The sequence below is a fragment of the Macellibacteroides fermentans genome, assembly GCF_013409575.1.
Classification (GTDB): Bacteria; Bacteroidota; Bacteroidia; order Bacteroidales; family Tannerellaceae; genus Macellibacteroides; species Macellibacteroides fermentans.
Genome location: NZ_JACCCY010000002.1, coordinates 666,798 through 688,222, shown reverse-complemented (window position 1 = coordinate 688,222; position 21,425 = coordinate 666,798). Strand labels below are relative to the sequence as shown.

The following is a 21,425-nucleotide window of genomic DNA, read 5'->3' as shown; positions in this document are numbered from 1 at the left end:
ATCAAAATAATCTGTAAATGAAAAAATTATCGATAAGTAAGAAGATGCTGCTGGCAATACTTATACTATTGCCCTCAACGGATTTTACTTTGAGCGCCCAGGATACATTGAAACTGGATCTGAGTAAAGCCTTAGAGATCGCCTTAAGTGAAAATCCCACCGTAAAGGTTGCGAATAAAGAAATTGAAAAGAAAAAGTATGCCCAAAAAGGTGCCTATGCCCCACTGTTTCCTCAAATTAATTTTTCGGCCGATTATAACCGGACTTTGAAAAAGCAGGTTATGTATCTTGATGGATTCGGAGCCATGGGAGGAGGATCTGAAACAACAACACCCACCGAAGGAACAGAAACTATGGATATAAGTAAAGGAATTGAAGTAGGTCGTGATAATAACTGGAGCTATGGCTTTAATGCGTCCATGCCACTTGTTGCACCAACACTTTGGAAAAGCCTTACTATATCGGCCATTGATGTGGAACTTGCAGTTGAAAAGGCCCGTTCATCAAAAATAGCCATGGTAAATCAGGTAAAGAAAAGCTTCTATGGAGTGCTGCTGGCAAACGACTCTTACCGGGTTTTTAAAAGCAGCTACGACAATTCCATGGAAAACTACCAGGATATTAAAAAGAAGTTTGATCAGGGACTGGTTGCCGAATATGATTTGATTAGAGCAGATGTAAGTGTAAAGAATGCCATTCCAAATATGCTTCAAGCCGAAAACGCGCTGACACTTGCCAAATGGCAGCTTAAAGCCCTTTTAGGTATGGACCTGGATCTTGCCATAGATTGCGAAGGCAAACTTACAGAATTTGAAAACGAGTTATACGCAGATTACCTAAGTACCGACACTTCGTTGGTCAACAATTCGGATCTTAAACAGCTTGATATTCAAAGCAATCAGCTCAAAGAAACCATCAAAATGCAAAAATTTGAATACCTGCCTACCCTATCCTTGTCTGGAATGTATCAATGGTCGGCTATGAACAATAATTTTAAATTCAGCGAATACAGATGGAATCCCTATTCGGTTGTAGGAGTGTCGCTGTCGATTCCAATATTTTCCGGAGGAGGCAAATACCACAAAATCAAACAATCGCAGGTAACTCTCGAACAACTCAGCTTACAACGTGAAGATGCCAAGCGAAACCTCCAATTGGCTCTTAAGCAGTATCTGGACAATATGAATACCTGTATCAAGAAATTCAATGCAGCACAAAAAGGTGTTAGTCAGTCGGAGAAAGGATATCAGATCGCGCAAAAGAGATACGAAACCGGATCAGGCACGTTGCTTGAATTAAATGATGCAGAATTAGCTCTTACTCAATCGAGATTAAATTACAATCAGGCTATTTATGATTATATGATAGCTAAATCAGACTTGGAGAAAACTCTGGGAGAACAAAAATAAAATGAATACAAACAACAAATTCAATAGGATAAATACAATGAAGACAAGTAAAATGTTGTACAGAATACCCGTCATAACCATGGCTGCACTATTATTAGTGTCTTGCAACAGCGAAAAAAAGGATCAAACCACCACACAAGATCAAAAAGTACAGGTAAAAGTTGAAACAGTTACTTCGCAAGACGTGGAACAGACAAGCGAATTTACCGCTACCGTTGAAGCGAGTGTTACAAATAAGATAGCTCCTCAAATGGCCGTTCGAATAGATAAGGTGTTTGCAGAGGTGGGCGATAAAGTCAGAAAAGGTCAGAAACTGGCCCAAATGGATCAGTCCAACCTGATGCAGTCTAAAGTTCAGATGGAAAACATCGAAGCCGAATTCAAACGTCTGGATGAATTATATAAAATAGGAGGTGTGTCTAAATCGCAATGGGAAGCTCAAAAGACTTCTCTTGAGATTGCGAAGACAAGCTACCGCAATCTGTCGGAGAATACACAGTTATTAAGTCCGATTAACGGAGTTGTAACTGCACGCAACTACGATAGCGGGGATATGTTTTCTATGGGTACTCCCATTTTTGTAGTTGAAGAAATCCGTCCGGTTAAACTTCTGGTAAATATTTCGGAAACGCTTTTTACTCAAGTGAAGAAAGGAATGCCCGTAGATGTAAAACTAGATGTATACGACGACGAAACATTTGCTGGAAAAGTAAGTCTTGTCTACCCATCTATAGATTCTCAAACCCGGACTTTTCCGGTTGAAATAACGGTAGCAAATAATGACGAGCGTGTTCGTCCGGGAATGTTTGCCCGGATCACAATCAACTTCGGAGTGAAGCAAAACGTTGTTGTTCCCGACTTAGCCATTGTTAAGCAGTCCGGTTCGGGAGATCGTTACATTTATGTGTACAAAGACGGCAAGGTATCATACAATAAAGTTGAATTAGGTCGCCGTATGGGAGACAAATACGAACTTATTTCGGGTGTAGAAAACGGAGACCAGGTTGTTGTTACCGGACAGAGCCGACTAAACGATGGCATGGAAGTTGAAATCGTAAAATAAACCTAAAAGAAATTTATTACTATGAGTATATATGGAACAGCGGTAAAAAAACCGATAACTACAGCCCTTGTATTTGTGGCAATAGCTATATTCGGTCTTTTTTCCCTAAACAGACTTTCCATCGACTTGCTTCCACAAATAGATGAAACCACAATCATGGTTATGACAGCCTATAATGGAGCAAGTGCATCGGACATTGAGACCAATGTAACCCGTCCTTTGGAAAACGTTTTAAATAGTGTAAGTGATTTAAAACATCTTACATCACAATCAAAAGAGAATATTTCGGTTATCACCCTTGAATTTGAGTATGGTGTTGACATTGATGTTGCAACCAACGATGTACGAGATAAATTAGACATTGTTGAGTCAGCACTGCCAGAGAATGTAAGCAACTCTACTATTTTCAAGTTCGGAATGGATGATATTCCTATTCTTTTATTAAGTGTTCAAGCAGGCGAAAGTACAAACGCTCTCTATAAGATTTTGGACGATAAAGTGGTCAATCCTCTGAACAGAATTAGTGGAGTTGGTTCTGTTTCTATAGCCGGAGCCCCCGAAAGAGAGATTCAGGTATATTGCGATCCCTTTAAACTTGAAGCTTATGGATTTTCAATACAGTCTATTTCTTCAATCATAGGACAGGAAAATCTCAATACACCCGGTGGTAGCATTGATATTGGCTCCAACACCTATTCATTAAGAGTGCAGGGAGAATTTACGGATGCGAATGAGCTTCTGAACACTGTAATTGGAAATTCAAATGGAAAGAATATTTATTTAAAGGATGTAGCTCGTATAGAAGATACAATTGCTGAGCGTTCACAGGAAGTTTATAATAACGGATCACGTGGAGGAATGATCATTGTTCAAAAACAATCGGGAGCTAACTCAGTAGCAATATCAAATGCAGTACTTGAAAAGCTTCCTGAGATTCAGGCAGGATTACCTTCGGATGTTAAACTTGGTGTAATTGTTGATACGTCAAAGAATATCAGAAACACTATTTCAAGTTTAACAGAAACAATCCTGATAACCTTTATTCTGGTTATGTTGGTTGTATTTATATTCCTTGGAAGATGGAGGGCAACATTCATTATTATTCTCACCATCCCCATATCTCTGGTTGGAGCATTCATATACCTGCTTGCATCAGGCAATTCACTAAACATTATATCACTCAGCTCGCTTTCTATTGCAATAGGGATGGTGGTAGATGATGCGATTGTTGTTCTAGAAAATATAACAACCCACATTGAGAGAGGAAGTAAGCCAAAGCAAGCAGCTGTTCATGCAACAAACGAGGTGGCAATTTCAGTTATTGCTTCTACTCTTACCATGTTAGCAGTATTTCTACCTCTTACTATGGTGACAGGGATGGCAGGCGTATTATTCCGTCAACTTGGATGGATTGTAAGTATTATCATGATAATATCTACAACCGCAGCATTAACCCTTACCCCAATGCTTGCATCTAAGATGATGCGTTTAGACCCTAAGAAGGGACGACTCTTTATCTTATTCTATTCGCCAATCGAAAAAGCATTGGATGCATTGGATGTAGCCTATGCACGGTTGTTAAACTGGTCGGTACGACACAGAAAAACTGTTATTGGTTTAATAACACTCATATTTGCAGCTAGTTTAATGCTTCTGCCAATAATCAAGACTGAATTCTTTCCTACTCAAGATAATGCACGAATAGGTATCAAGATTGAATTACCAGTGGGTACACGTCAAGAAATTTCCAGAGAATTTGCATTAAAGATCAACAAGGAATTTATGAATAAATATCCTGAAATTGAAACCTGTAACTTCAGTTCCGGACAAGCCGATACCGATAATGCATGGGCTTCGATGAGCGACAATGGTACACACATCATGAACTTCAATATTAGCCTTTCAAGTATTGCCGAACGAGAACGGGGGTTAACAGAAATCTGTGACTTAATGCGCGAAGATCTAAACAAGTATACAGAAATTAAAACCTTTGAAGTAATAGCAGGAGGCAGTAATGGATCTATGGGAGGACAAAGCACCGTTGATGTTGAAATATATGGTTATGATTTTGCGCTTACCGACTCAGTTGCCAGAGAGTTATCAGCCCGGATGCAGAAACTAAAAGGCTGTAGTCAGGTAACTGTTAGCCGAGGTGATTATATTCCGGAATACCAGATTGACTTCGATAGAGAAAAACTTGCTTTAAATGGGCTTAATGTCTCTTCTGCGTCTCAGTCCCTTCGAAGCAGAATTAATGGGATAACCGCTTCTTATTATCGAGAGGAAGGTGAAGAATACGACATACGCGTTAGATATGCACCCGAATTCAGACAATCGATCGAAGACATAGAGAATATTCTGATCTACAATAATCAGGGAAAAGGCATACGAATAAGAGAATTAGGTAAAGTTGTTGAAAGGATGACACCTCCAACTATCGAGCGAAAAGACCGGGAGCGTATTGTAACAATTTCGGGATATGTTGGAAAAGGAGCTGCTCTGAGCGAACTCGTTTCCCAGACTCGTGCTGAGATTAAAAAGATGAGTATTCCGAGTGAAATATCACATGTAATTGGTGGAGCTTACGAAGATCAGCAAGAAACATTTGCAGATCTGGGATTGCTAATGGCTTTGATTGTTATTCTTATCTTCATTGTTATGGCATCTCAGTTTGAGTCACTCATTGATCCATTTGTCATTATGTTCTCCATTCCCTTTGCATTCACAGGTGTATTTATGGGACTAGCTATAACAAATACCCCATTAAGTGTAATGGCTTTAATTGGAGTTATCATGCTTTTGGGAATCGTAGTTAAAAATGGAATTGTTCTTATAGACTATATGATTCTTTGTAGAGAAAGAGGAATGGGTATTATTGGTGCTGCAGTAACTGCAGGGAAATCGCGTTTACGTCCGGTTCTTATGACTACAATGACTACCGTATTAGGTATGATTCCAATGGCTGTTGGAACAGGTGAAGGTGCTGAAATGTGGAGACCCATGGGTATGACTGTAGCTTGGGGACTTGCTGTATCAACAGTGATTACACTAATTATTGTTCCAGTTGTTTATTCTGTTTTTGCAGCCAATGGAGTAAAGCGTAAACGCAGAAAACATGCTAAACTTATACAACTCGATCAATTATAACTATACGACTACAGGGATAGATAAAACATCTATCCCTGTAATTATAAACCAATAAATAAGTATAAAATGAAAGCAATATTTATATCGTTTAATCAGGCTTATTATGAAATGATACTAAGCATAATGGACAGAAACAATCTGCGCGGTTTTACCTATTGGGAAGAACTTCAAGGTAGAGGTAGTAAAACCGGAAATCCCCATTATGGTAACCATGCATGGCCTACACTTAATTCGGCCATTCTAACAATGGTGGAAGATGAAAAAGTAGACAACTTCTTAAACTTGCTTCACAAAATAGATAAACAAACAGAGGCTCAAGGCCTTAGAGCCTTTGTCTGGAATATAGAAAAAAGTATTTAATATAAATGGAAACAAACAAGGAAGTTAAATTCAAAATCCATAAAAGAACAAGACTAAAGCTTCTATTTGGGCTGGTATCATCCTTATTATTAGGACTAATTCCTGTTTTATGGGCCGACAATCTTGAATTTGGCAAAGGCAAAATGGCCATTTTATTAGTAGGAGCTGTTTCTTGCGGTCTTTTTGTTTTTACTGTTTACTCATTATATAAATTACATAAATCCAAGTATATTGGAGTACGTTTAACAAGTGAGGGAATTGAAGACCTGGCTACAGGTAGCCAGGTAGGTATTATCCGTTGGGATGATGTTACTAAGATCAAGGTAATGAACGACATCAGCAACCTAGAACTTAAGTATGTTGTTTTAGTTCTTCGTAATCCAGAAGAATATATACATAAAGAGAAAACAAACAGTAAAAAAAGAACTTTAAAGCTGAAAAACGATTTCTACGGTTCACCCATTTGTATTTCTACCAGATTACTGGATGAACCCTTTGACATTCTGTATGATACTATTTGTAAGTATTATTCAGTATATAAGCGACCTGAAATAGTGTAGATAACTGAAATAGTGACATCTATTTTGTAAATCAATTTTATTTTGTATCTTTGCACCGCTTTTTACCTCTCGTGTAATGGGAAATTAGGAAGAAAGCTAATTTTGAGTAACACAAAAAAACAAATTGTAAAATGAAAACATTCCAATTAGAAGGAACTCCGAGAACTGAAATCGGAAAAAAGGCTGCTAAAGCTATTCGTAAAGAAGAAATGATTCCTGCTGTTCTCTATGGTGGAGAAAGCACTATTCACTTCAATGTAACTAAAGATGCTGTTCGTAAATTGATTTACACTCCAGAGATTTTCATTGTTGATTTGACTATCGGAGATAAAAAGACAAAAGCAATCATCAAAGACCTTCAGTTCCACCCGGTAACTGATGCTGTTCTGCACATCGACTTCCTTGAAGTATTTGACAACAAGCCTATCGTAATGGAAGTACCTGTTGTTCTAGATGGTTTTGCAGAAGGTGTTAAGGCAGGGGGTAAATTGAGCCTTGAAATGAGAAAGTTGAAGGTAAAAGCTGTTTACACTGCAATTCCTGAAAAACTTAACATCAATATCGACAAACTTGGTTTGGGTAAGACCATGCAGGTAGGTGCTCTTCACTTCGAAGGTCTTGAACTTATGAACGCAAAGAATGCCGTTGTATGTGCTGTTAAGCTGACTCGTGCCGCAAGAGGTGCCGCAGCTAAGGGTAACTAATTCGGAAAAGTTTTATAATACAAAGGGAAGGGTGTTTCTGAATAAGAGATATTCTTCCCTTTTTCCTTTTTAAAAAGTATACGCATGAAATATTTAATTGTAGGATTGGGAAACATTGGTTCGGAGTATTTGGGTACGCGCCATAACGTTGGATTCAGGGTTGCTAATGCCCTGGCCGAAGACGCCGGTGTATCTTTTACCGAAAACAGGTACGGAGCAACTGCCCAGTTCAGGATTAAAAACAGTGAATTGATAGTTCTGAAGCCCAACACCTTTATGAACCTGAGCGGTAACGCCGTGCGTTACTGGTTACAGAAAGAGAATATTCCGGTTGAAAACCTGCTTGTTGTGGTAGACGATCTGGCTTTACCCTTCGGCACACTTCGACTGAAACCCAAAGGAAGCGATGCCGGGCACAACGGATTAAAAAATATTCAGGAAATGTTAGGCACCCAGGAGTACTGCCGACTGCGGTTTGGTATCGGAAGCGACTTCCACCGGGGCAGACAGATCGATTACGTTCTGGGACAGTTTCCTCCCAATGAGCTGGCTGAGATGCCTGAGAAGATGAAGAGGGCGGTCGAGATTATCAAAAGTTTTTGTTTGGCTGGTGTGCAGACAACAATGAATCAGTACAACAATAAATAAACAGAGGATATGGCAGAGGTAAGGATTGATAAATGGATGTGGGCCACCCGTATCTTCAAAACACGTACCATCGCTGCAGAAGCATGTAAAAAGAACAGAGTAATGATTCAGGGAGTAAATGTAAAGGCTTCCCGAATGATTAAAGTGGGAGATGTAATTCAGGTACGCAAGCCCCCTATCACCTACTCGTTTAAAGTGCTTGAGGTAACAGAAAGACGGATGGGTGCCAAAATGGTTCCCCAGTATCTGGAAAATGTAACCACCGCCGATCAGTACGAGATTCTGGAACTGAACAAAATTTCCGGGTTTGTAGATCGTGCTAAAGGCATGGGTCGCCCAACCAAAAAGGACCGCAGGGAGCTGGAACAGTTTGCCGGACCCGATGCTATGGACGATTTTGATTTCGATTTCGACTTCGATACCGACAATGAATAAGATTATCCGTAAGATTACCATAACAAATAAACATACAGAAGGTGTCTCAACAAATGAGATACCTTTTTTTAAATCCGGAAGTATCCACTATTAAGCCTGAAAGTTGGGGATATTAAGCTGAAAAGTACCTTGGTTAAAATATTGCGCCCATGGAGGCGATAAAATGTGCCCATGGGCCTAATTTATCGGCCCCATGGGCGCAAGCTATGTATCCGGTATCTTTAATCTTTATTCATAACCGGGTTACGGCTAAAGATTAAGGAACAATTCCTTAATCCTGCTTTTGTTCGGTCAGCAACTTACCATCATCATCCCAGGTACGCCAGATACCTGACTTGCGACCTTTGTCGTAAAACATTTCAAAGCGCAACACTCCATGATCATTCCATACCTTCCAGGGACCGTCTTTTAGTCCGTCGCGGTAATTAGCCTCGGCCACCAAATCGCCAGCCTCATTATAGGTACGCCATGTTCCATGAAACTGCCCCTTGTAATATGCCCGCACTTCGGCAATCTTACCATCAGGATAGTAAACCACGTATGTACCTTGCGGGCGACCGTCTTCCAGCTGCAGCTCCATCTTAAGCATGCCATCTTCGTAAAACTCGGTATATCTTCCTGTGTACAAGGTAGTCTGCGTCTCGTCGGTATAATACTGACCTTCATTCAGAAACAAGTCCTGTGCAAAAGCATAAGTACTCCCTCCCATCAATAAGGCCGATGTTATCATTAAATTCTTTATCATATCTGTATGCGTAAGGTAAAACGAACCTTTATTTTTATCTGCGGGAAAAGGCAGCAGGCCTCAGGTCTCGTATAAAAGACACTGCAACCAACTGCCTTCTTCTGTATCTCAATTAATAATCTGTATTCTGTGGATCCCAGTTGGCCCAACCTGCAGTCCAATCGTTTGTGCCGTCGAACGCACCTTTGTAATTAACTTTGGTGAAGAATGAATCGCTGATGGCAGCATCCGTAAAGCTTGCTCCTGCAACTTTGGCTGCATCTACCGACGAATAAAGACCGTTTGTCTTAATCACATCATTTGTAGAAGCAAAAGAGCTGTTACCCAAGCCTGCAGTTAAGAAATAAGAAGCACTGGCATCATCCTTAGCCTCTTTCCACATACCGGCAAATACTACGTTTTTCACAGCAGCCGCACTGTTGGCTTTATCAAGGAACAAGCCATAAGGCCATCCGATAAATACGGAATTGTGAACCTGCAGAGCCGAATTACGGCGGATATGCATTGCGCATTGATACTGACCACCCTTTGCTCCGTTAGCTGCATCGGTTGTATTGTATAGAATTTCGGCATCAGCTTTACCAACTGAGTTGCCATACAACGGACCAATCAAGGTTACGTTAGAGAACACGGGAGTTGTAAGCGGTGAGTTACCTGAACCGGAAGCATCGTTATCAGATTCAAAACCGTTGGACTTAGAAGTATCTGCACGGTCACGGTCGCGAACACCTAACAAGAACTGAAGCTTGCCCTGGTAACCATAATCCGTATCAAACTCATCATCCCAACCCTTATAGGCAATCAGGTGCTTGGCATTCACCTTACCGCCAAACCATTCGAATGAATCGTCGCCACAATAAGATACCTGTACATATTCGATGGTAGTACCACTACCAACCCCACCCATGGTAAGACCGTTCAACTCTTTGTTAGGTTCCAATGGAAAACCAGGGAACTCAATACGCACATACTTAAGAATACCCGAATTATCGTCGGCCACTGTACCCCCGTAAGTAGTACGCGGACCACCTTCAATCTGCGGATTGGTACCTGTGTTTACCGGAGCTTTACCAGCCAGAACAATACCACCCCAGTCGCCATAGTTACGAGAACCCTTAGGCTGATCTGAAGTAAATACAATCGGAGCATTGGCTTTCCCTTCGGCAATAATCTTTCCACCCGGCTCTACAATCAAGGTACCCTTGCTGCTCTTTTCACCCTTCACCACCGTACCCGGCTGTATGGTAATGGTAGCACCATTGGTAACGTATACAAAACCTCTCAATAAGTTCTGGTCTATACTGCGGAGGGTAATATTTTCCTTAATTTCGCCGCTAAGAACCACAGCCTTACCAGTTTCACCTGCATTTATATCAACTGTAACCTTTGTTGAAGCTGCGAAAGAGCCATCAGCTGTTTTTACGGTTACCGTAGCTTCACCCTCGGCCACACCTTTCACTTTACCTGTATTATCGACCAACACCACACCGGTATTTGAAGATGTCCAGCTAACCTCCTTATTGGCAGCATCCGACGGAGTGATCGTAGCAACCAGGGTTACTTCGGCATCCGGTTTAATAGCAACCGATTCCTTATCTACCTTAACGCCCGTTACGGCAACAGCGATTGGTTCTTCGTCCGAATCACTACACGAAACATTCCCAAATAAAGTGGCCATCATAAATATTGAAGCCATTCCTTTTAATAACAATCTGTTCATACTCATAAACTAATTAAATTTGTATAGGAAATTCATTTTAAAATTTTACAGAAACACCCACATTCAGTGTAACACCCGGTCTGTATGAGCGAATAAGCTGATTAACAGTCTGCGTATTTCCTGCAGGGTCGGTTATATCTAAAAATTGATTATAGGTGATCTTTGCATTAAGCAGATCCTTTACACCACCCTTAATCTCAACCATCTTGCCAATCTTCTTTGAAAAGCTAAGGTCCAGTGAGTTGCGGGGCATCTCGTAAACATCCGGAATATCGTCGTTAGGATTTTGCTTAGGTATACCCACCGTTTCGATTCGTTTACCGATACGGTTGAACAATACCGATGCCGATAGTCCGTTGTTGTCGTTCTGATAGAAAAGACCGGTGTTGATAAGGTAAGGAGACTGTCCCTGCATGGGTCGGTTGCGCTCGAAAGAGCCCTCCTCGAAATAGACCTTGCTATGGATGATAGCACCGTTGAAGACAAAGCTAAGGTCTTTCAACCCGATAAAATCAAGCTGCTTCTTTACATCCAGCTCCAATCCCAGTGCCTCGGAGCGGTCGGCATTCATGAATGTATACTGTACACCCGATCCAGCTTCGTGATAAGTCTGTTCGATAGGATCATTAAACCCTTTATAGAAACCACCCAGACTGACCGTTTCGCCGGCCGAAGGATAAAACTCGTAACGGATATCCAAATTATTTGCATAGGCATTTTTCAGTTGGGCATTTCCCGAGATATTGGCAAAACGTTCAAAATCGTAATAAACATAGGGAACGATCTCGCGAAATTCGGCACGGTTGACCGAACGTCCGTAAGCCAGACGCAATTGATGCTTTTCGTTAAAGTTATAGCTCACGTTTACTGAAGGGAAAAGGTCGGTTGTACTCTGATCCAGATTTACAGGCTTAACACCGTCGGGCTCGTAGCCATCCAGTTTCAGGTTATAATATTCCACCCGCACACCCACATTGGCATTCAGCTTCTCTCCATAGTTAAGTCGGGCTGACACATAACCTGCGCCAAGAAAATTATCAGAAGTATAAGAGTCACTCTTATTGGTATTCTCAATCAGATAAATCTTATCTGCCCCCATGTTGGCACTTGTAAACAGATGACTGTACTCCCAGTCGGCGTTCCGGTCGTATCCGTTACCCAACATATTGTATCCGAATCTGCGAGCTTCGAAATCACGTGTTTTGTATTCGCCGTACAGTCCACCGTAAATAACCGGCGAGAACAGATCGTTCACCTTCAGTTTGTGTTCGTAATTCGTACCGGCAGAAAAACCGTTGTCGTTCAGTTCCTGGTAATAACGCTTGGCCTCGTCCACCCGATAAGGCATCGCGCTTCCATCCGGGTTACGTTTCGAATACACATCCTTTCTGTCGGGTTCATTGTAATTGGCGTAACTGTAACCGACTGTCCAGTCCAGTTTATTTACATCCTCGGCAAACCGGTGTTCGCCGCTAAGCTGACCGCTGTAGGTAGTTCTGCCCGTGTATAACGACTCCCAGTAGCGAACATCCAAATCAGAATAATAATCGGTACCCTCGCGCTGAATTAAAGAAGAGGTCCCTCGTTGGTTAAAGAAATTCCTGAATTCATATTTTGAATTACCCGCCAGCAGCGACCAGTTGAACAAGGCTCCCAGCTTGGTTGTATTTTTATATGCTTCGTCGAAGTAATGGTTGTCGTAACGAGAAGTGTTATTAACCATGTCGTACGACTGATAACGGTTATTCTCCATCTCATAGTAATCGTATCCCGTACTGTAGTTTACGGAGGTAACATTCCCGATACGCATATCGCCCATATTGAAACTACGGTTCATGGTAAACGACAGCTTCTGTTCGGGCAGTGCGGTGAAAGTCTTCACCCCCCAACGTTGGTTGATTTGTTTGGTGAAAGCTGCAGCCGTTTCCGGAGAGACATCGTTAAGATGCGCCGGAGCATTTCCGGGAAGCATACGTCCTCCTGCACCGAACCCAAAGAAATCGGCGCCCAACCGGTTGGTCAGCTTAAACGTTTTAAAAGAAGCATTGGTATTGAATCCGGCCTGATATTGAAACGAGTAACTGTTTCCATCCGGAATATTTTTGGTCATCACCCTCACAAATCCACCGGCAAAATCGGCCGGTAATTCGGGAGAAGGCGATTTATACACCATCATGTTATCAATAAGTGACGAGGGCAGCACATCAAAAGAAAAGGCCCTGCTGTCTGTTTCACTGGAAGGAGTGGTCGCATTGTTCAGCCATACGCTGTTATACCTTTGGGCCAACCCTCGGACAACAATAAACCGGTCGTCAATAATGGTGATACCTGGTATACGTCTCAACACCTCGGCTGCATCGCTGTCTTGTGTCTTTGCAATCTGCTGCGAGGAGATTCCGTTCATAACCGGCAGACTGTTCCGCACCGTATTAAGCACTGCCATTTCAGTCCCCAGCTTACGTTGGGCAACCACCACCACATTTTGTAATTGTAAGTCGGCATCCGACAATTTTACATTCACAACCGCCTCCTGACGGGCAACCACTTTCACGGAAGGAATAACCTGTGTCTGGTACGACACATAAGAAACAGAAACAGCATACGTTCCGGGAGTAACATTTTCGATACGGAAATTTCCATCCAAATCCGTAACCACCCCCGTTGTTGTTCCGCTGATAACAACAGAAGCACCAATAAGAGGTTCGTTTAATTTTGCATCCGAAACATTTCCGCAAATAACACCCGTCTGCGCATTGATTGTGAGAGAAAGAAACACTCCGGCAAGGAGTAATAGTAGCCTGTTACGTATCGTCTTCATACTTTTAACATCATCCAATTTGATTACGATGCAAAAGTAGAGGCCCGATATTTCAATTATGTGTACAAGTTGTCACATTCCATGCAACAAATATGACGATTACATTACAGGTGCAACAGCTACTTAATCCGGTCGGCCGGATAAACCACCCCAAGCTGACGACGGATTTCGTCCATAATCTCCATGGTGATAAGCGAATGCGAATGGCTATTTACGTCCGATTCCATCTTCCCGGAACAGATCACATTGATAAATTCGCATATTTCATAGTAATAATCGTCTTTCAGATCGGGTTGGGTAAGTACCTCCTTATTACCGGAACGATACGATAACGTTACATCTCCTATAATGTTTATCCTATCCAGGGTAATATTCCCCTCTTCTCCCTGAATTTCGGTAGGTAGAGACGAATTAGCTATTTTGGAATAGAGCACCGTGGCATTCATACCATCGTATTCGAAGGAAACCACTCCTTGTCCGTCCACACCCGACGACAACTTTATCCCGTTTGCCGTAATTGATTTAGGTCTGCCAAACAATACAACCATGGGATAAATCGTATATACACCAATATCCACCAGGGCTCCATTAGACATATCGGGTTTGAAGGCATTCAGTACAATACCCTCTTTAAATTTATCGTATCTTGACGAATACTGGCAATAGCATGAAAAATAACGCCTCACCTTCCCAATCTTTTCAAGATTGTCCTTTACAGCCAGGAAATTAGGTGTAAGCGTGGGCTTCATTGCCTCCATCAATACGACATGGTTACTTTTTGCAGCCGCAATCATCTGTCTCACTTCGTGAGCATTGGAAGCAAATGCTTTCTCGCAGAGTACATGTTTACCATGTCGCATACACAACATGGCCTGCTCCGCATGTTTATAATTGGGCGATGCTATGTAGACTGCATCCACCAACGACCCCGTCACCATCTCTTCGAGGGAAGTAAATGTATAGGGAATCCCATGTTTTTTTGCAAAAGCAAGTCCGGTTTCTTCTTTACGGGAACATATGGCCACCAGCTCGAACCGACTGTCTTGTCGTGCTCCGGCAATCACCCAGTCAGTAATAAAATTGGTACCGACTACTCCAAAACGAATTTTATCTGTAGTTGTGTTCATCCTTATAAAGAATTTGGTTGTTAGTATTTTAGTAAAAAAGAAAAAACAGCATTAAAAAGAGGCCGGAAAAAGCTCCAGTACACCACCCAGCATCACCAGCTCGGGAACTTTCTGAGTAGTGTTGAGCGTAAGGCAGAAGGGAACCGAATCTTCCAGTCCGTTTGCCCTCAATCGCCAGATATGCTCCGAACGGTTGATAAAGCCGATCATATCGTCTTTCTGACTCTGCCACATTTCGTATGCAACCACGGCAGCATCCGATCCGGTTTCAAATTCGCCAGTTTCCAACAGCGACGAAACCAGGGCTCCTCCAAACAAAGAGTCTTCTATGTTAAACCGATCATTGTATCCTGCACAGAGTACAATCACATTGTGTTTATGGTGCAGACAATATTTTGTTACCGCAGTCAGGTTGCTAAATGCGCCAACAGCCACCCGGTAGGCTTCGGAGGCTGTTGTTATGGCTCGGGTACCGTTGGTAGTTGTAAAAATAATTTTTTTATCCAGGACCTTATCGGTAGGGTAATCGAAAGGAGAATTTCCAAAATCGGCAAACTCGCAACGCTTTACATTACGTTCCGCACCTACCAGCCAGCCTTGCCATTTATAGGCACGTGCTTCGCCAAGTGTTGCCACCGGACGCATGCTTTGCACGCCATTCTCGAAGGCGGCACACATGGTGGTTGTTGCCCTGAAAATATCGACCACCACCACAACCGCGTCGGCAGTATGGTAGAAGGGATACAAGGCGGGTGTAAAACACACATCAATCTTCATCATTGTATAATTTCAATTGCAACGTTATTTTGCAAAGATAGTGTTTTAATTTTCCGAACCTGTTGGCTACATTAAAAAATACGACTACTTTTGCAGAAAATTTGGCAATGGAATCTGCCCGAAACCGCCCAAAAGGCTGATGATACCTACCTAACTCTAAATAGAGAGCATTTGCTATGTTGACAAGTTTAGCTTACATCTTTTTATTGGGCCTGTCTCTGGGCTACATTTTTTCCAAATTAAAACTTCCGGCTTTACTGGGTATGTTGTTTACCGGAATTATACTCGGACCGTATGTACTTAATCTACTTAGTCCGTCCATTCTTTCCATCTCAGCCGATTTACGCCAGCTTGCACTTGTTATTATTCTTACCCGCGCCGGACTGGCATTGGATCTGGATGATTTGAAAAAGGTAGGCCGACCGGCATTCCTGATGTGTTTTGTTCCTGCCTGTTTCGAGATTGCCGGAATGATATTGCTGGCTCCTACCCTTCTGGGAATATCTGTATTGGAAGCAGCATTGCTGGGAACAGTTATTGCAGCCGTATCGCCAGCTGTTATCGTACCTAAAATGCTGTTCCTGATGGAAAACAAAATAGGCACGAAGAAAAGCATACCGCAACTTATCATGGCTGGCGCTTCGGTGGATGATGTTTTTGTAATTGTTTTATTCACAGCCTTTACCGGTTTGCTATCGGGAGGAGAAGTATCTGCAACCAGCTTCATCGAAATTCCCGTCGCCATTAGTACCGGTCTGGCAACAGGTGTATTGTTCGGGCTGTTGCTGAGTGTCTATTTCAAACGGTTTCATTTAAGAGACTCTATCAAAGTTCTTATTCTGTTAAGTATATCCTTTCTATTTGTAGCTCTCGAAAAACAGCTGAAAGGAATTGTACCTCTGTCGGGGTTGTTGGCCGTTATGGGCATGAGTGCCACATTGTTAAAGACCTATCGAATCTTAGCCCAGCGTTTATCGGCCAAGTTCAATAAATTATGGGTAGGTGCGGAGATTTTACTTTTCGTACTTGTAGGTGCCACAGTAGATATTAAATATGCAGTTGCGGCAGGCTTTGCAGCCGTACTGCTTATCTTTGGTGTGCTGATTTTCCGCCTTGCCGGAGTGTATGTAAGTTTACTGAAAACGTCTCTCACCACCAAAGAACGTATCTTCTGTATGATTGCCTATATGCCAAAGGCCACCGTACAGGCGGCGATTGGCTCCATTCCGCTTGCCTTGGGACTATCGTGCGGGAAGATTGTGCTCACTGTGGCAGTGCTTGCCATCCTGATTACCGCACCTCTGGGAGCTTTTGGCGTAGATGTAAGCTATAAGAAGTTACTTTTAGGAACCGAAAGCGACGAAAGGGATAAAACCAATGTATAAACCTGCATAAAATAAAGTATCTGTAGTGAACCGGTTAACCGGTCTGACTACAGATACCCCAGATAATGAATTTCATTATCTGTCTTCTAACCACCCTTTAATACTCAAAAAACCAAAATCAAAAACCCTTCTCAAGTTCAATTGCCCGTGGAAAAATAATATTATTTTCCACGTGTATATGCGTATGTAAATCTGTTTCAAATTGTTGCAGCATCTGCAATAGCAGACGGTAACTGCCGCATGCATCGGCAGGAGCTGTATAGTTGTTGGTAAGCGAGGCGATCAGACGGTATCTCTCTCCCTCTGCATCGTGCTCTCCCATCATGGCTGATATAGGATATTCCACACTGCCACAATGAAAATCAACCTGAGGCTGGTTGTTTAATTTAGCCTCGGCCATCTCATAAATATAAGGGAACAATACCTGTTCCTCTTTTTCGAGGTGTTGGTTTAAATCAACCAGCGATTCGTAGAAATGATGCTTCACTTCCAACAGTTCGGGATGATTGTCGCCGTGTACATTGGCTACCTTATTGAGTAACTCGGATATCCGGGGACCTTTCTCGCGAATTCCACGGTGATGGATTTTCAATACATAGTCGACCAACAAATCCAGAGGCCAGCTCTTAAAATCGATGCTTTCGGATGTCGTAGCTCCTGTTTGTTCCATCTCCTGAATTAAAACATCCATGCTTACACCCGCCTTTTCGCAGGCTTTGGCGAATGAGATCTCGCCTCCGCAGCAAAAATCAATTCCATATTTTTTAAACACAGTGGCGTTATCGAAACGATCTGCCACGATCTGTCCTACCGACATGCTTTTATACTCTTTCATATGTATGAATTTTATGGGTACGAATTCTATTTTGTTGATACAAAGTTCGATTATTATGAACCCTGAAACAGTAACATATGTTACATTGATGAAATTATTTTGGTTTTTAACAGGAATCAACAAAATGGACGAGAAAGAAATAAATACATTATTGCAGTCAGATCTTTTTGCAGGCTTTACAACTCAGGAGCTGACCGGACTGCTGGACAATCTTTATTACAAGATAAACCGGTATAACAAGGATGACATTCTGGCTCTTAGCGGCGACCGATGTAAAGATCTGATGGTGGTGATCAGCGGTAACCTGATTGCCCGTATGGTTGCATCATCCGGTAAATTTGTTCAGATCGATAAAATTGGTCCCGGGCGGGTGGTTGCTCCGGCTATCCTGTTTGCTACGCACAACGTGTATCCGGTAAACGTTCTTATTGAAAAGGAGGTTGTACTATTCTCCGTCAGCCGTTCCACCTTTCTAAAAGCCATGCAAAGCAACGAGAAGCTTTTATTAAATTTTATCCGCTCCATATCAGACATCAACCGCTTTTTAAGTGAAAAGATACGGTTCCTGTCGCTGAAGACCTTACGCGGCAAAATAGCCGCCTATCTGCTTTCCGCCTCTATGGCACAAGACAATACACTGAAAGTACGCATAAAGGAATCGCGTCAGGAATTGTCGGAGAAGTTTGGTGTAAGCAGACAATCACTGGCCCGCTCCATTTCGGAACTGGAGGATGAGGGCATCCTTACTGCAAGTGCCCGGACCATAACCATTCTGGATAAAAACAAATTGAGAAATTGCGAATAGCCTCTCCCATTTTTTAGGAACGAAATACCTTTAGAAAGGCATTTCGTTGTTTACTCCGGCTGATAAGAAATCGTTTCCGGCAGGAGGAATAGGAGGAATTCCGTTCATATCGCCATTCATACCGGAGCTGAATTCGCGGATCGACACGTCTTCATCTACATTCATAAACTTGGCAAACTCGCTTTTGAAACGCAGGCGAACATCTCCTGTGGCACCGTTACGATGCTTGGCCACAATAATCTCGGCCAGACCGATCAAAGAGTTACCCCGTTCATCTTCCGTAATTTTATAATATTCGGGACGGTGAATAAAGCAAACCATATCCGCATCCTGCTCGATGGCACCGGACTCACGTAAGTCGGCCAACTGCGGACGTTTACCTTCTGCACCCTGACGGTTTTCCACACCACGGTTCAACTGAGAAAGGGCAATAATGGGGATATTCAACTCCTTGGCCAATCCTTTAAGCGAACGTGAGATCATACTCACCTCCTGCTCGCGGCTTCCAAAGTTCATACCGCTTGCATTCATCAGCTGAAGGTAGTCAATAATCAGAATCTTTATTCCATGTTCGCGAACCAGGCGACGGGCTTTGGTACGGAGTTCGAAGACCGACAAACTGGGCGTATCATCCACATACACCGGAGCATCATACAATTCCTTGATTTTAAAGTCGAGCTGCTCCCACTCGTAACTTTCCAGACGTCCGCTTTTGATCTTTTCACCCGGTATCTCACAAACGTTCACAATCATACGATTCACCAGCTGAACGTTGCTCATTTCAAGCGAAAACAAGGCAACAGGAATATTGAAGTTTACAGCCATATTCTTTGCCATAGAAAGGACAAAGGCTGTTTTACCCATCGCAGGACGGGCGGCGATAATAACAAGGTCGGAATTCTGCCAACCGGAAGTAATCTTATCCAAGGCACTGAATCCGGTACGCAGACCACTCAGACCCTCTTTCTGGTTGGCTGCTTTCTGAAGCATGTCCAACGCATCCTTTATCACGGGATTGATTTGGGTAACATCCTTCTTTACGTTACGCTGAGATATTTCGAAAAGCTTTCCTTCGGCTTCCTGCATCAGATCTTCCACGTCTATCGTCTCATCAAAGGCTTTGCCTTGCACCTGGGCCGTAAAGCTGATCAGTTCGCGAGCCAGGTATTTCTGTGCAATGATACGTGCATGGTATTCGATATGTGCACTACTTGCCACTTTGCTGGTAAGCTGCGAAATATAAAAAGGTCCGCCTACAAGATCCAGCTCTCCCCGTTTTTTAAGCTGTTCCGTTACTGTAAGCATGTCGACCGGCCGCTGACTGGCAACTAAGTCTACTATCGCTGAAAAAATCATCTCGTGCGACTTTTCATAAAAGCACTCGGGTTTCAATATTTCACTGATGATGGAATAGGCATCCTTTTCCAGCATCAACGCACCCAAAACAGCCTCTTCAAGCTCTTTTGCCTGGGGTTGTAAACGTCCCATATCGGGTATCGGGGCTGCTTTTTGTCTTCCTCTTCCTGTATTCTTATTGCTATCTGCCATTTCTAAATCTTTTGGGGGATCAAAATTACTCTTTTTATTTCTTTATTAAAAGGGCGATGTAACATTTAACTGATAAAAAGAAAGGGCGGAGTATAAATCCGCCCGCCCTTCTTATTCGTATGAGTTGAATGAGATTACTTTATCCTTCTCTTTGCGTTTTTTAGGTCTGTCGGGCTGTAGCGAATATCCTACCACGATATCGAGTAAAACACGTTTACCCGAAGGAATATTCAGCAGTTTACGCACCTTGGATTCGTTAAACCAACCGATTATGCAGGTTCCTAATCCTTCATCTTCGGCCGCCAGGCAAAGGTGGGCAGCTGTGATACCAATATCCACATGGGCAAACTTCTTATCCTTGACCAGACTACCGAAACCCGATGAAAGATTTACACTTTCCTCTACCACTACAATATGTACCGGAGCCTGCTTGGTAAAATGGTTGATACCTATCAACTTACTTGAAGTAGCATCGGCCACCTGGTTTTTCAGTTCCGGATCATCTACCACAATAAAATGCCAGGGCTGGGCATTGCACGCCGAAGGTGCCATGCGGGCAGCTTCCAGGATGCGTTCCAGCTTTTCTTTTTCCACAGGACGTGAGGAATCAAAAGCCCGGTCGCTCTGACGTTGCAAAGCCAAAGAAAGAAAGTCTCTCATCAGCCCGTCTTTATTTAAATTGCATCATCTTACTGATGTACTTGCCAACGATATCGAATTCCAGATTCACAACCGTCCCCTTCTCGATCTGACCGAAGTTTGTAAAGTCGTGTGTATAAGGAATGATAGCCACCTGAAAACTGTTAGCCTGCGAATTGCAAACCGTAAGACTTACACCATTCACACAAACCGATCCTTTCTCAACCGTCATATATCCCTGTTGTGCCATCTCCTTGTCGAAAGCATATTCGAAGGTATAGTACCAGCTTCCATCTGCCTCCTTCACATCGGTACACACAGCCGTCTGATCCACATGTCCCTGAACGATATGACCATCCAACCGGCCGTTCATAATCATACTGCGTTCCAGGTTCACCTTATCTCCAACGGCAAGTTTCCCCAGGTTGGAGCGTTCAAGCGTCTCTTTTATAGCAGTAACCGTATAGGTGTCGTCCGTAAGGCTCACCACTGTAAGGCAAACGCCGTTGTGCGCCACACTCTGGTCAATTTTCAATTCGTTCACAAACGAGCACTTCAATGTAAGGTGCAGGTTTCCTTTGTCTGTTTGCAAGGCAACAACCTGTGCTGCTTCTTCAATAATTCCTGAAAACATAGCAATGGTTTTATTTTGTTTATCGAGTCAAAGATACGGAATTATTTGAAGAATAATCCTACATTT

The 21,425-nt window shown here is 42.6% G+C and carries 19 protein-coding genes and 1 riboswitch; of the genes, 10 read left to right on the top strand and 9 right to left on the bottom strand.

From position 1 onward, the window contains the following. The first annotated feature begins 17 nt into the window (after positions 1 to 17). From F5613_RS07845 to F5613_RS07810, 8 genes are all read left to right on the top strand, one after another. Entirely contained in the window at positions 18 to 1,409 is a 1,392-nt protein-coding gene (locus tag F5613_RS07845) for a TolC family protein (protein WP_068178259.1), read from the top strand. Between the two features lie 37 nt (positions 1,410 to 1,446). Further along, the gene (locus tag F5613_RS07840; protein WP_179399329.1) at positions 1,447 to 2,472 is read left to right on the top strand and encodes an efflux RND transporter periplasmic adaptor subunit; all 1,026 of its coding nucleotides are present in this window, start codon (positions 1,447 to 1,449) and stop codon (positions 2,470 to 2,472) included. Positions 2,473 to 2,493: 21 nt separating this feature from the next. Next, positions 2,494 to 5,619: an efflux RND transporter permease subunit gene (locus tag F5613_RS07835; protein WP_179399328.1), complete on the top strand. Its 3,126-nt coding sequence runs from the start codon at positions 2,494 to 2,496 to the stop codon at positions 5,617 to 5,619. A 66-nt stretch (positions 5,620 to 5,685) separates the two neighbouring features. Beyond that, positions 5,686 to 5,979, top strand: a complete 294-nt coding sequence (locus F5613_RS07830) for a PG0541 family transporter-associated protein (protein ID WP_179399327.1) — start codon at positions 5,686 to 5,688, stop codon at positions 5,977 to 5,979. 5 nt (positions 5,980 to 5,984) lie between these two features. Continuing rightward, the gene (locus F5613_RS07825; RefSeq protein ID WP_179399326.1) at positions 5,985 to 6,539 is read left to right on the top strand and encodes an STM3941 family protein; all 555 of its coding nucleotides are present in this window, start codon (positions 5,985 to 5,987) and stop codon (positions 6,537 to 6,539) included. Between the two features lie 131 nt (positions 6,540 to 6,670). After that, complete coding sequence (locus F5613_RS07820) at positions 6,671 to 7,243, top strand: 50S ribosomal protein L25/general stress protein Ctc (RefSeq protein ID WP_179399325.1); 573 nt, start codon at positions 6,671 to 6,673, stop codon at positions 7,241 to 7,243. A gap of 84 nt (positions 7,244 to 7,327) precedes the next feature. Continuing rightward, a complete protein-coding gene (gene pth, locus F5613_RS07815; protein WP_179399324.1) occupies positions 7,328 to 7,891 on the top strand; it encodes an aminoacyl-tRNA hydrolase in 564 nt (187 codons plus the stop codon). Between the two features lie 9 nt (positions 7,892 to 7,900). Beyond that, entirely contained in the window at positions 7,901 to 8,326 is a 426-nt protein-coding gene (locus tag F5613_RS07810) for an RNA-binding S4 domain-containing protein (protein WP_179399323.1), read from the top strand. A gap of 271 nt (positions 8,327 to 8,597) precedes the next feature. On the opposite strand, the gene F5613_RS07805 is transcribed toward F5613_RS07810, so the two are convergent. From F5613_RS07805 to F5613_RS07785, 5 genes are all read right to left on the bottom strand, one after another. Next, positions 8,598 to 9,071 (bottom strand): toxin-antitoxin system YwqK family antitoxin, encoded by a 474-nt coding sequence (locus F5613_RS07805; RefSeq protein WP_068178873.1) that lies wholly within the window; start codon positions 9,069 to 9,071, stop codon positions 8,598 to 8,600. Between the two features lie 112 nt (positions 9,072 to 9,183). Further along, positions 9,184 to 10,797: an Ig-like domain-containing protein gene (locus F5613_RS07800; RefSeq protein WP_246303375.1), complete on the bottom strand. Its 1,614-nt coding sequence runs from the start codon at positions 10,795 to 10,797 to the stop codon at positions 9,184 to 9,186. A 31-nt stretch (positions 10,798 to 10,828) separates the two neighbouring features. Then, positions 10,829 to 13,609 (bottom strand): TonB-dependent receptor, encoded by a 2,781-nt coding sequence (locus F5613_RS07795; RefSeq protein WP_179399322.1) that lies wholly within the window; start codon positions 13,607 to 13,609, stop codon positions 10,829 to 10,831. 119 nt (positions 13,610 to 13,728) lie between these two features. Beyond that, positions 13,729 to 14,736 (bottom strand): Gfo/Idh/MocA family protein, encoded by a 1,008-nt coding sequence (locus F5613_RS07790; RefSeq protein ID WP_068178283.1) that lies wholly within the window; start codon positions 14,734 to 14,736, stop codon positions 13,729 to 13,731. Positions 14,737 to 14,787: 51 nt separating this feature from the next. Then, positions 14,788 to 15,516: a 2-phosphosulfolactate phosphatase gene (locus tag F5613_RS07785; protein WP_246303374.1), complete on the bottom strand. Its 729-nt coding sequence runs from the start codon at positions 15,514 to 15,516 to the stop codon at positions 14,788 to 14,790. Between the two features lie 91 nt (positions 15,517 to 15,607). After that, positions 15,608 to 15,669: riboswitch (Fluoride riboswitch) on the top strand. A 20-nt stretch (positions 15,670 to 15,689) separates the two neighbouring features. Between F5613_RS07785 and F5613_RS07780 the strand changes: the two genes are divergently transcribed. Next, complete coding sequence (locus F5613_RS07780; RefSeq protein ID WP_179399321.1) at positions 15,690 to 16,898, top strand: cation:proton antiporter; 1,209 nt, start codon at positions 15,690 to 15,692, stop codon at positions 16,896 to 16,898. Between the two features lie 118 nt (positions 16,899 to 17,016). Here the strand turns inward: F5613_RS07780 and ric are convergent, their stop codons facing one another. Continuing rightward, a complete protein-coding gene (gene ric, locus F5613_RS07775) occupies positions 17,017 to 17,733 on the bottom strand; it encodes an iron-sulfur cluster repair di-iron protein (protein ID WP_179399320.1) in 717 nt (238 codons plus the stop codon). Between the two features lie 55 nt (positions 17,734 to 17,788). Between ric and F5613_RS07770 the strand changes: the two genes are divergently transcribed. Further along, positions 17,789 to 18,538: a Crp/Fnr family transcriptional regulator gene (locus tag F5613_RS07770; protein WP_246303373.1), complete on the top strand. Its 750-nt coding sequence runs from the start codon at positions 17,789 to 17,791 to the stop codon at positions 18,536 to 18,538. Positions 18,539 to 18,568: 30 nt separating this feature from the next. Here F5613_RS07770 and dnaB read toward each other — a convergent pair whose 3' ends face one another. The 3 genes from dnaB to F5613_RS07755 all read right to left on the bottom strand — a co-directional run bounded on the left by dnaB (position 18,569) and on the right by F5613_RS07755 (position 21,359). After that, entirely contained in the window at positions 18,569 to 20,086 is a 1,518-nt protein-coding gene (gene dnaB, locus F5613_RS07765; protein WP_179399319.1) for a replicative DNA helicase, read from the bottom strand. A gap of 111 nt (positions 20,087 to 20,197) precedes the next feature. Beyond that, entirely contained in the window at positions 20,198 to 20,746 is a 549-nt protein-coding gene (locus F5613_RS07760; protein WP_179399318.1) for a nitroreductase family protein, read from the bottom strand. Positions 20,747 to 20,756: 10 nt separating this feature from the next. Further along, on the bottom strand, positions 20,757 to 21,359 hold the full coding sequence (locus tag F5613_RS07755) for a riboflavin synthase (RefSeq protein ID WP_068178297.1): 603 nt from the start codon (positions 21,357 to 21,359) through the stop codon (positions 20,757 to 20,759). Between the last annotated feature and the right edge of the window lie 66 nt (positions 21,360 to 21,425).

Excerpts from the sequence above, each read along its gene's own strand:
- F5613_RS07845 (WP_068178259.1), top strand. The coding sequence starts at position 18 with ATGAAAAAATTATCGATAAGTAAGAAGATGCTGCTGGCAATACTTATA.
- F5613_RS07840 (WP_179399329.1), top strand. The coding sequence starts at position 1,447 with ATGAAGACAAGTAAAATGTTGTACAGAATACCCGTCATAACCATGGCT.
- F5613_RS07835 (WP_179399328.1), top strand. The coding sequence starts at position 2,494 with ATGAGTATATATGGAACAGCGGTAAAAAAACCGATAACTACAGCCCTT.
- F5613_RS07830 (WP_179399327.1), top strand. The coding sequence starts at position 5,686 with ATGAAAGCAATATTTATATCGTTTAATCAGGCTTATTATGAAATGATA.
- F5613_RS07825 (WP_179399326.1), top strand. The coding sequence starts at position 5,985 with ATGGAAACAAACAAGGAAGTTAAATTCAAAATCCATAAAAGAACAAGA.
- F5613_RS07820 (WP_179399325.1), top strand. The coding sequence starts at position 6,671 with ATGAAAACATTCCAATTAGAAGGAACTCCGAGAACTGAAATCGGAAAA.
- pth (WP_179399324.1), top strand. The coding sequence starts at position 7,328 with ATGAAATATTTAATTGTAGGATTGGGAAACATTGGTTCGGAGTATTTG.
- F5613_RS07810 (WP_179399323.1), top strand. The coding sequence starts at position 7,901 with ATGGCAGAGGTAAGGATTGATAAATGGATGTGGGCCACCCGTATCTTC.
- F5613_RS07805 (WP_068178873.1), bottom strand. The coding sequence starts at position 9,071 with ATGATAAAGAATTTAATGATAACATCGGCCTTATTGATGGGAGGGAGT.
- F5613_RS07800 (WP_246303375.1), bottom strand. The coding sequence starts at position 10,797 with ATGAGTATGAACAGATTGTTATTAAAAGGAATGGCTTCAATATTTATG.
- F5613_RS07795 (WP_179399322.1), bottom strand. The coding sequence starts at position 13,609 with ATGAAGACGATACGTAACAGGCTACTATTACTCCTTGCCGGAGTGTTT.
- F5613_RS07790 (WP_068178283.1), bottom strand. The coding sequence starts at position 14,736 with ATGAACACAACTACAGATAAAATTCGTTTTGGAGTAGTCGGTACCAAT.
- F5613_RS07785 (WP_246303374.1), bottom strand. The coding sequence starts at position 15,516 with ATGATGAAGATTGATGTGTGTTTTACACCCGCCTTGTATCCCTTCTAC.
- F5613_RS07780 (WP_179399321.1), top strand. The coding sequence starts at position 15,690 with ATGTTGACAAGTTTAGCTTACATCTTTTTATTGGGCCTGTCTCTGGGC.
- ric (WP_179399320.1), bottom strand. The coding sequence starts at position 17,733 with ATGAAAGAGTATAAAAGCATGTCGGTAGGACAGATCGTGGCAGATCGT.
- F5613_RS07770 (WP_246303373.1), top strand. The coding sequence starts at position 17,789 with ATGAACCCTGAAACAGTAACATATGTTACATTGATGAAATTATTTTGG.
- dnaB (WP_179399319.1), bottom strand. The coding sequence starts at position 20,086 with ATGGCAGATAGCAATAAGAATACAGGAAGAGGAAGACAAAAAGCAGCC.
- F5613_RS07760 (WP_179399318.1), bottom strand. The coding sequence starts at position 20,746 with ATGAGAGACTTTCTTTCTTTGGCTTTGCAACGTCAGAGCGACCGGGCT.
- F5613_RS07755 (WP_068178297.1), bottom strand. The coding sequence starts at position 21,359 with ATGTTTTCAGGAATTATTGAAGAAGCAGCACAGGTTGTTGCCTTGCAA.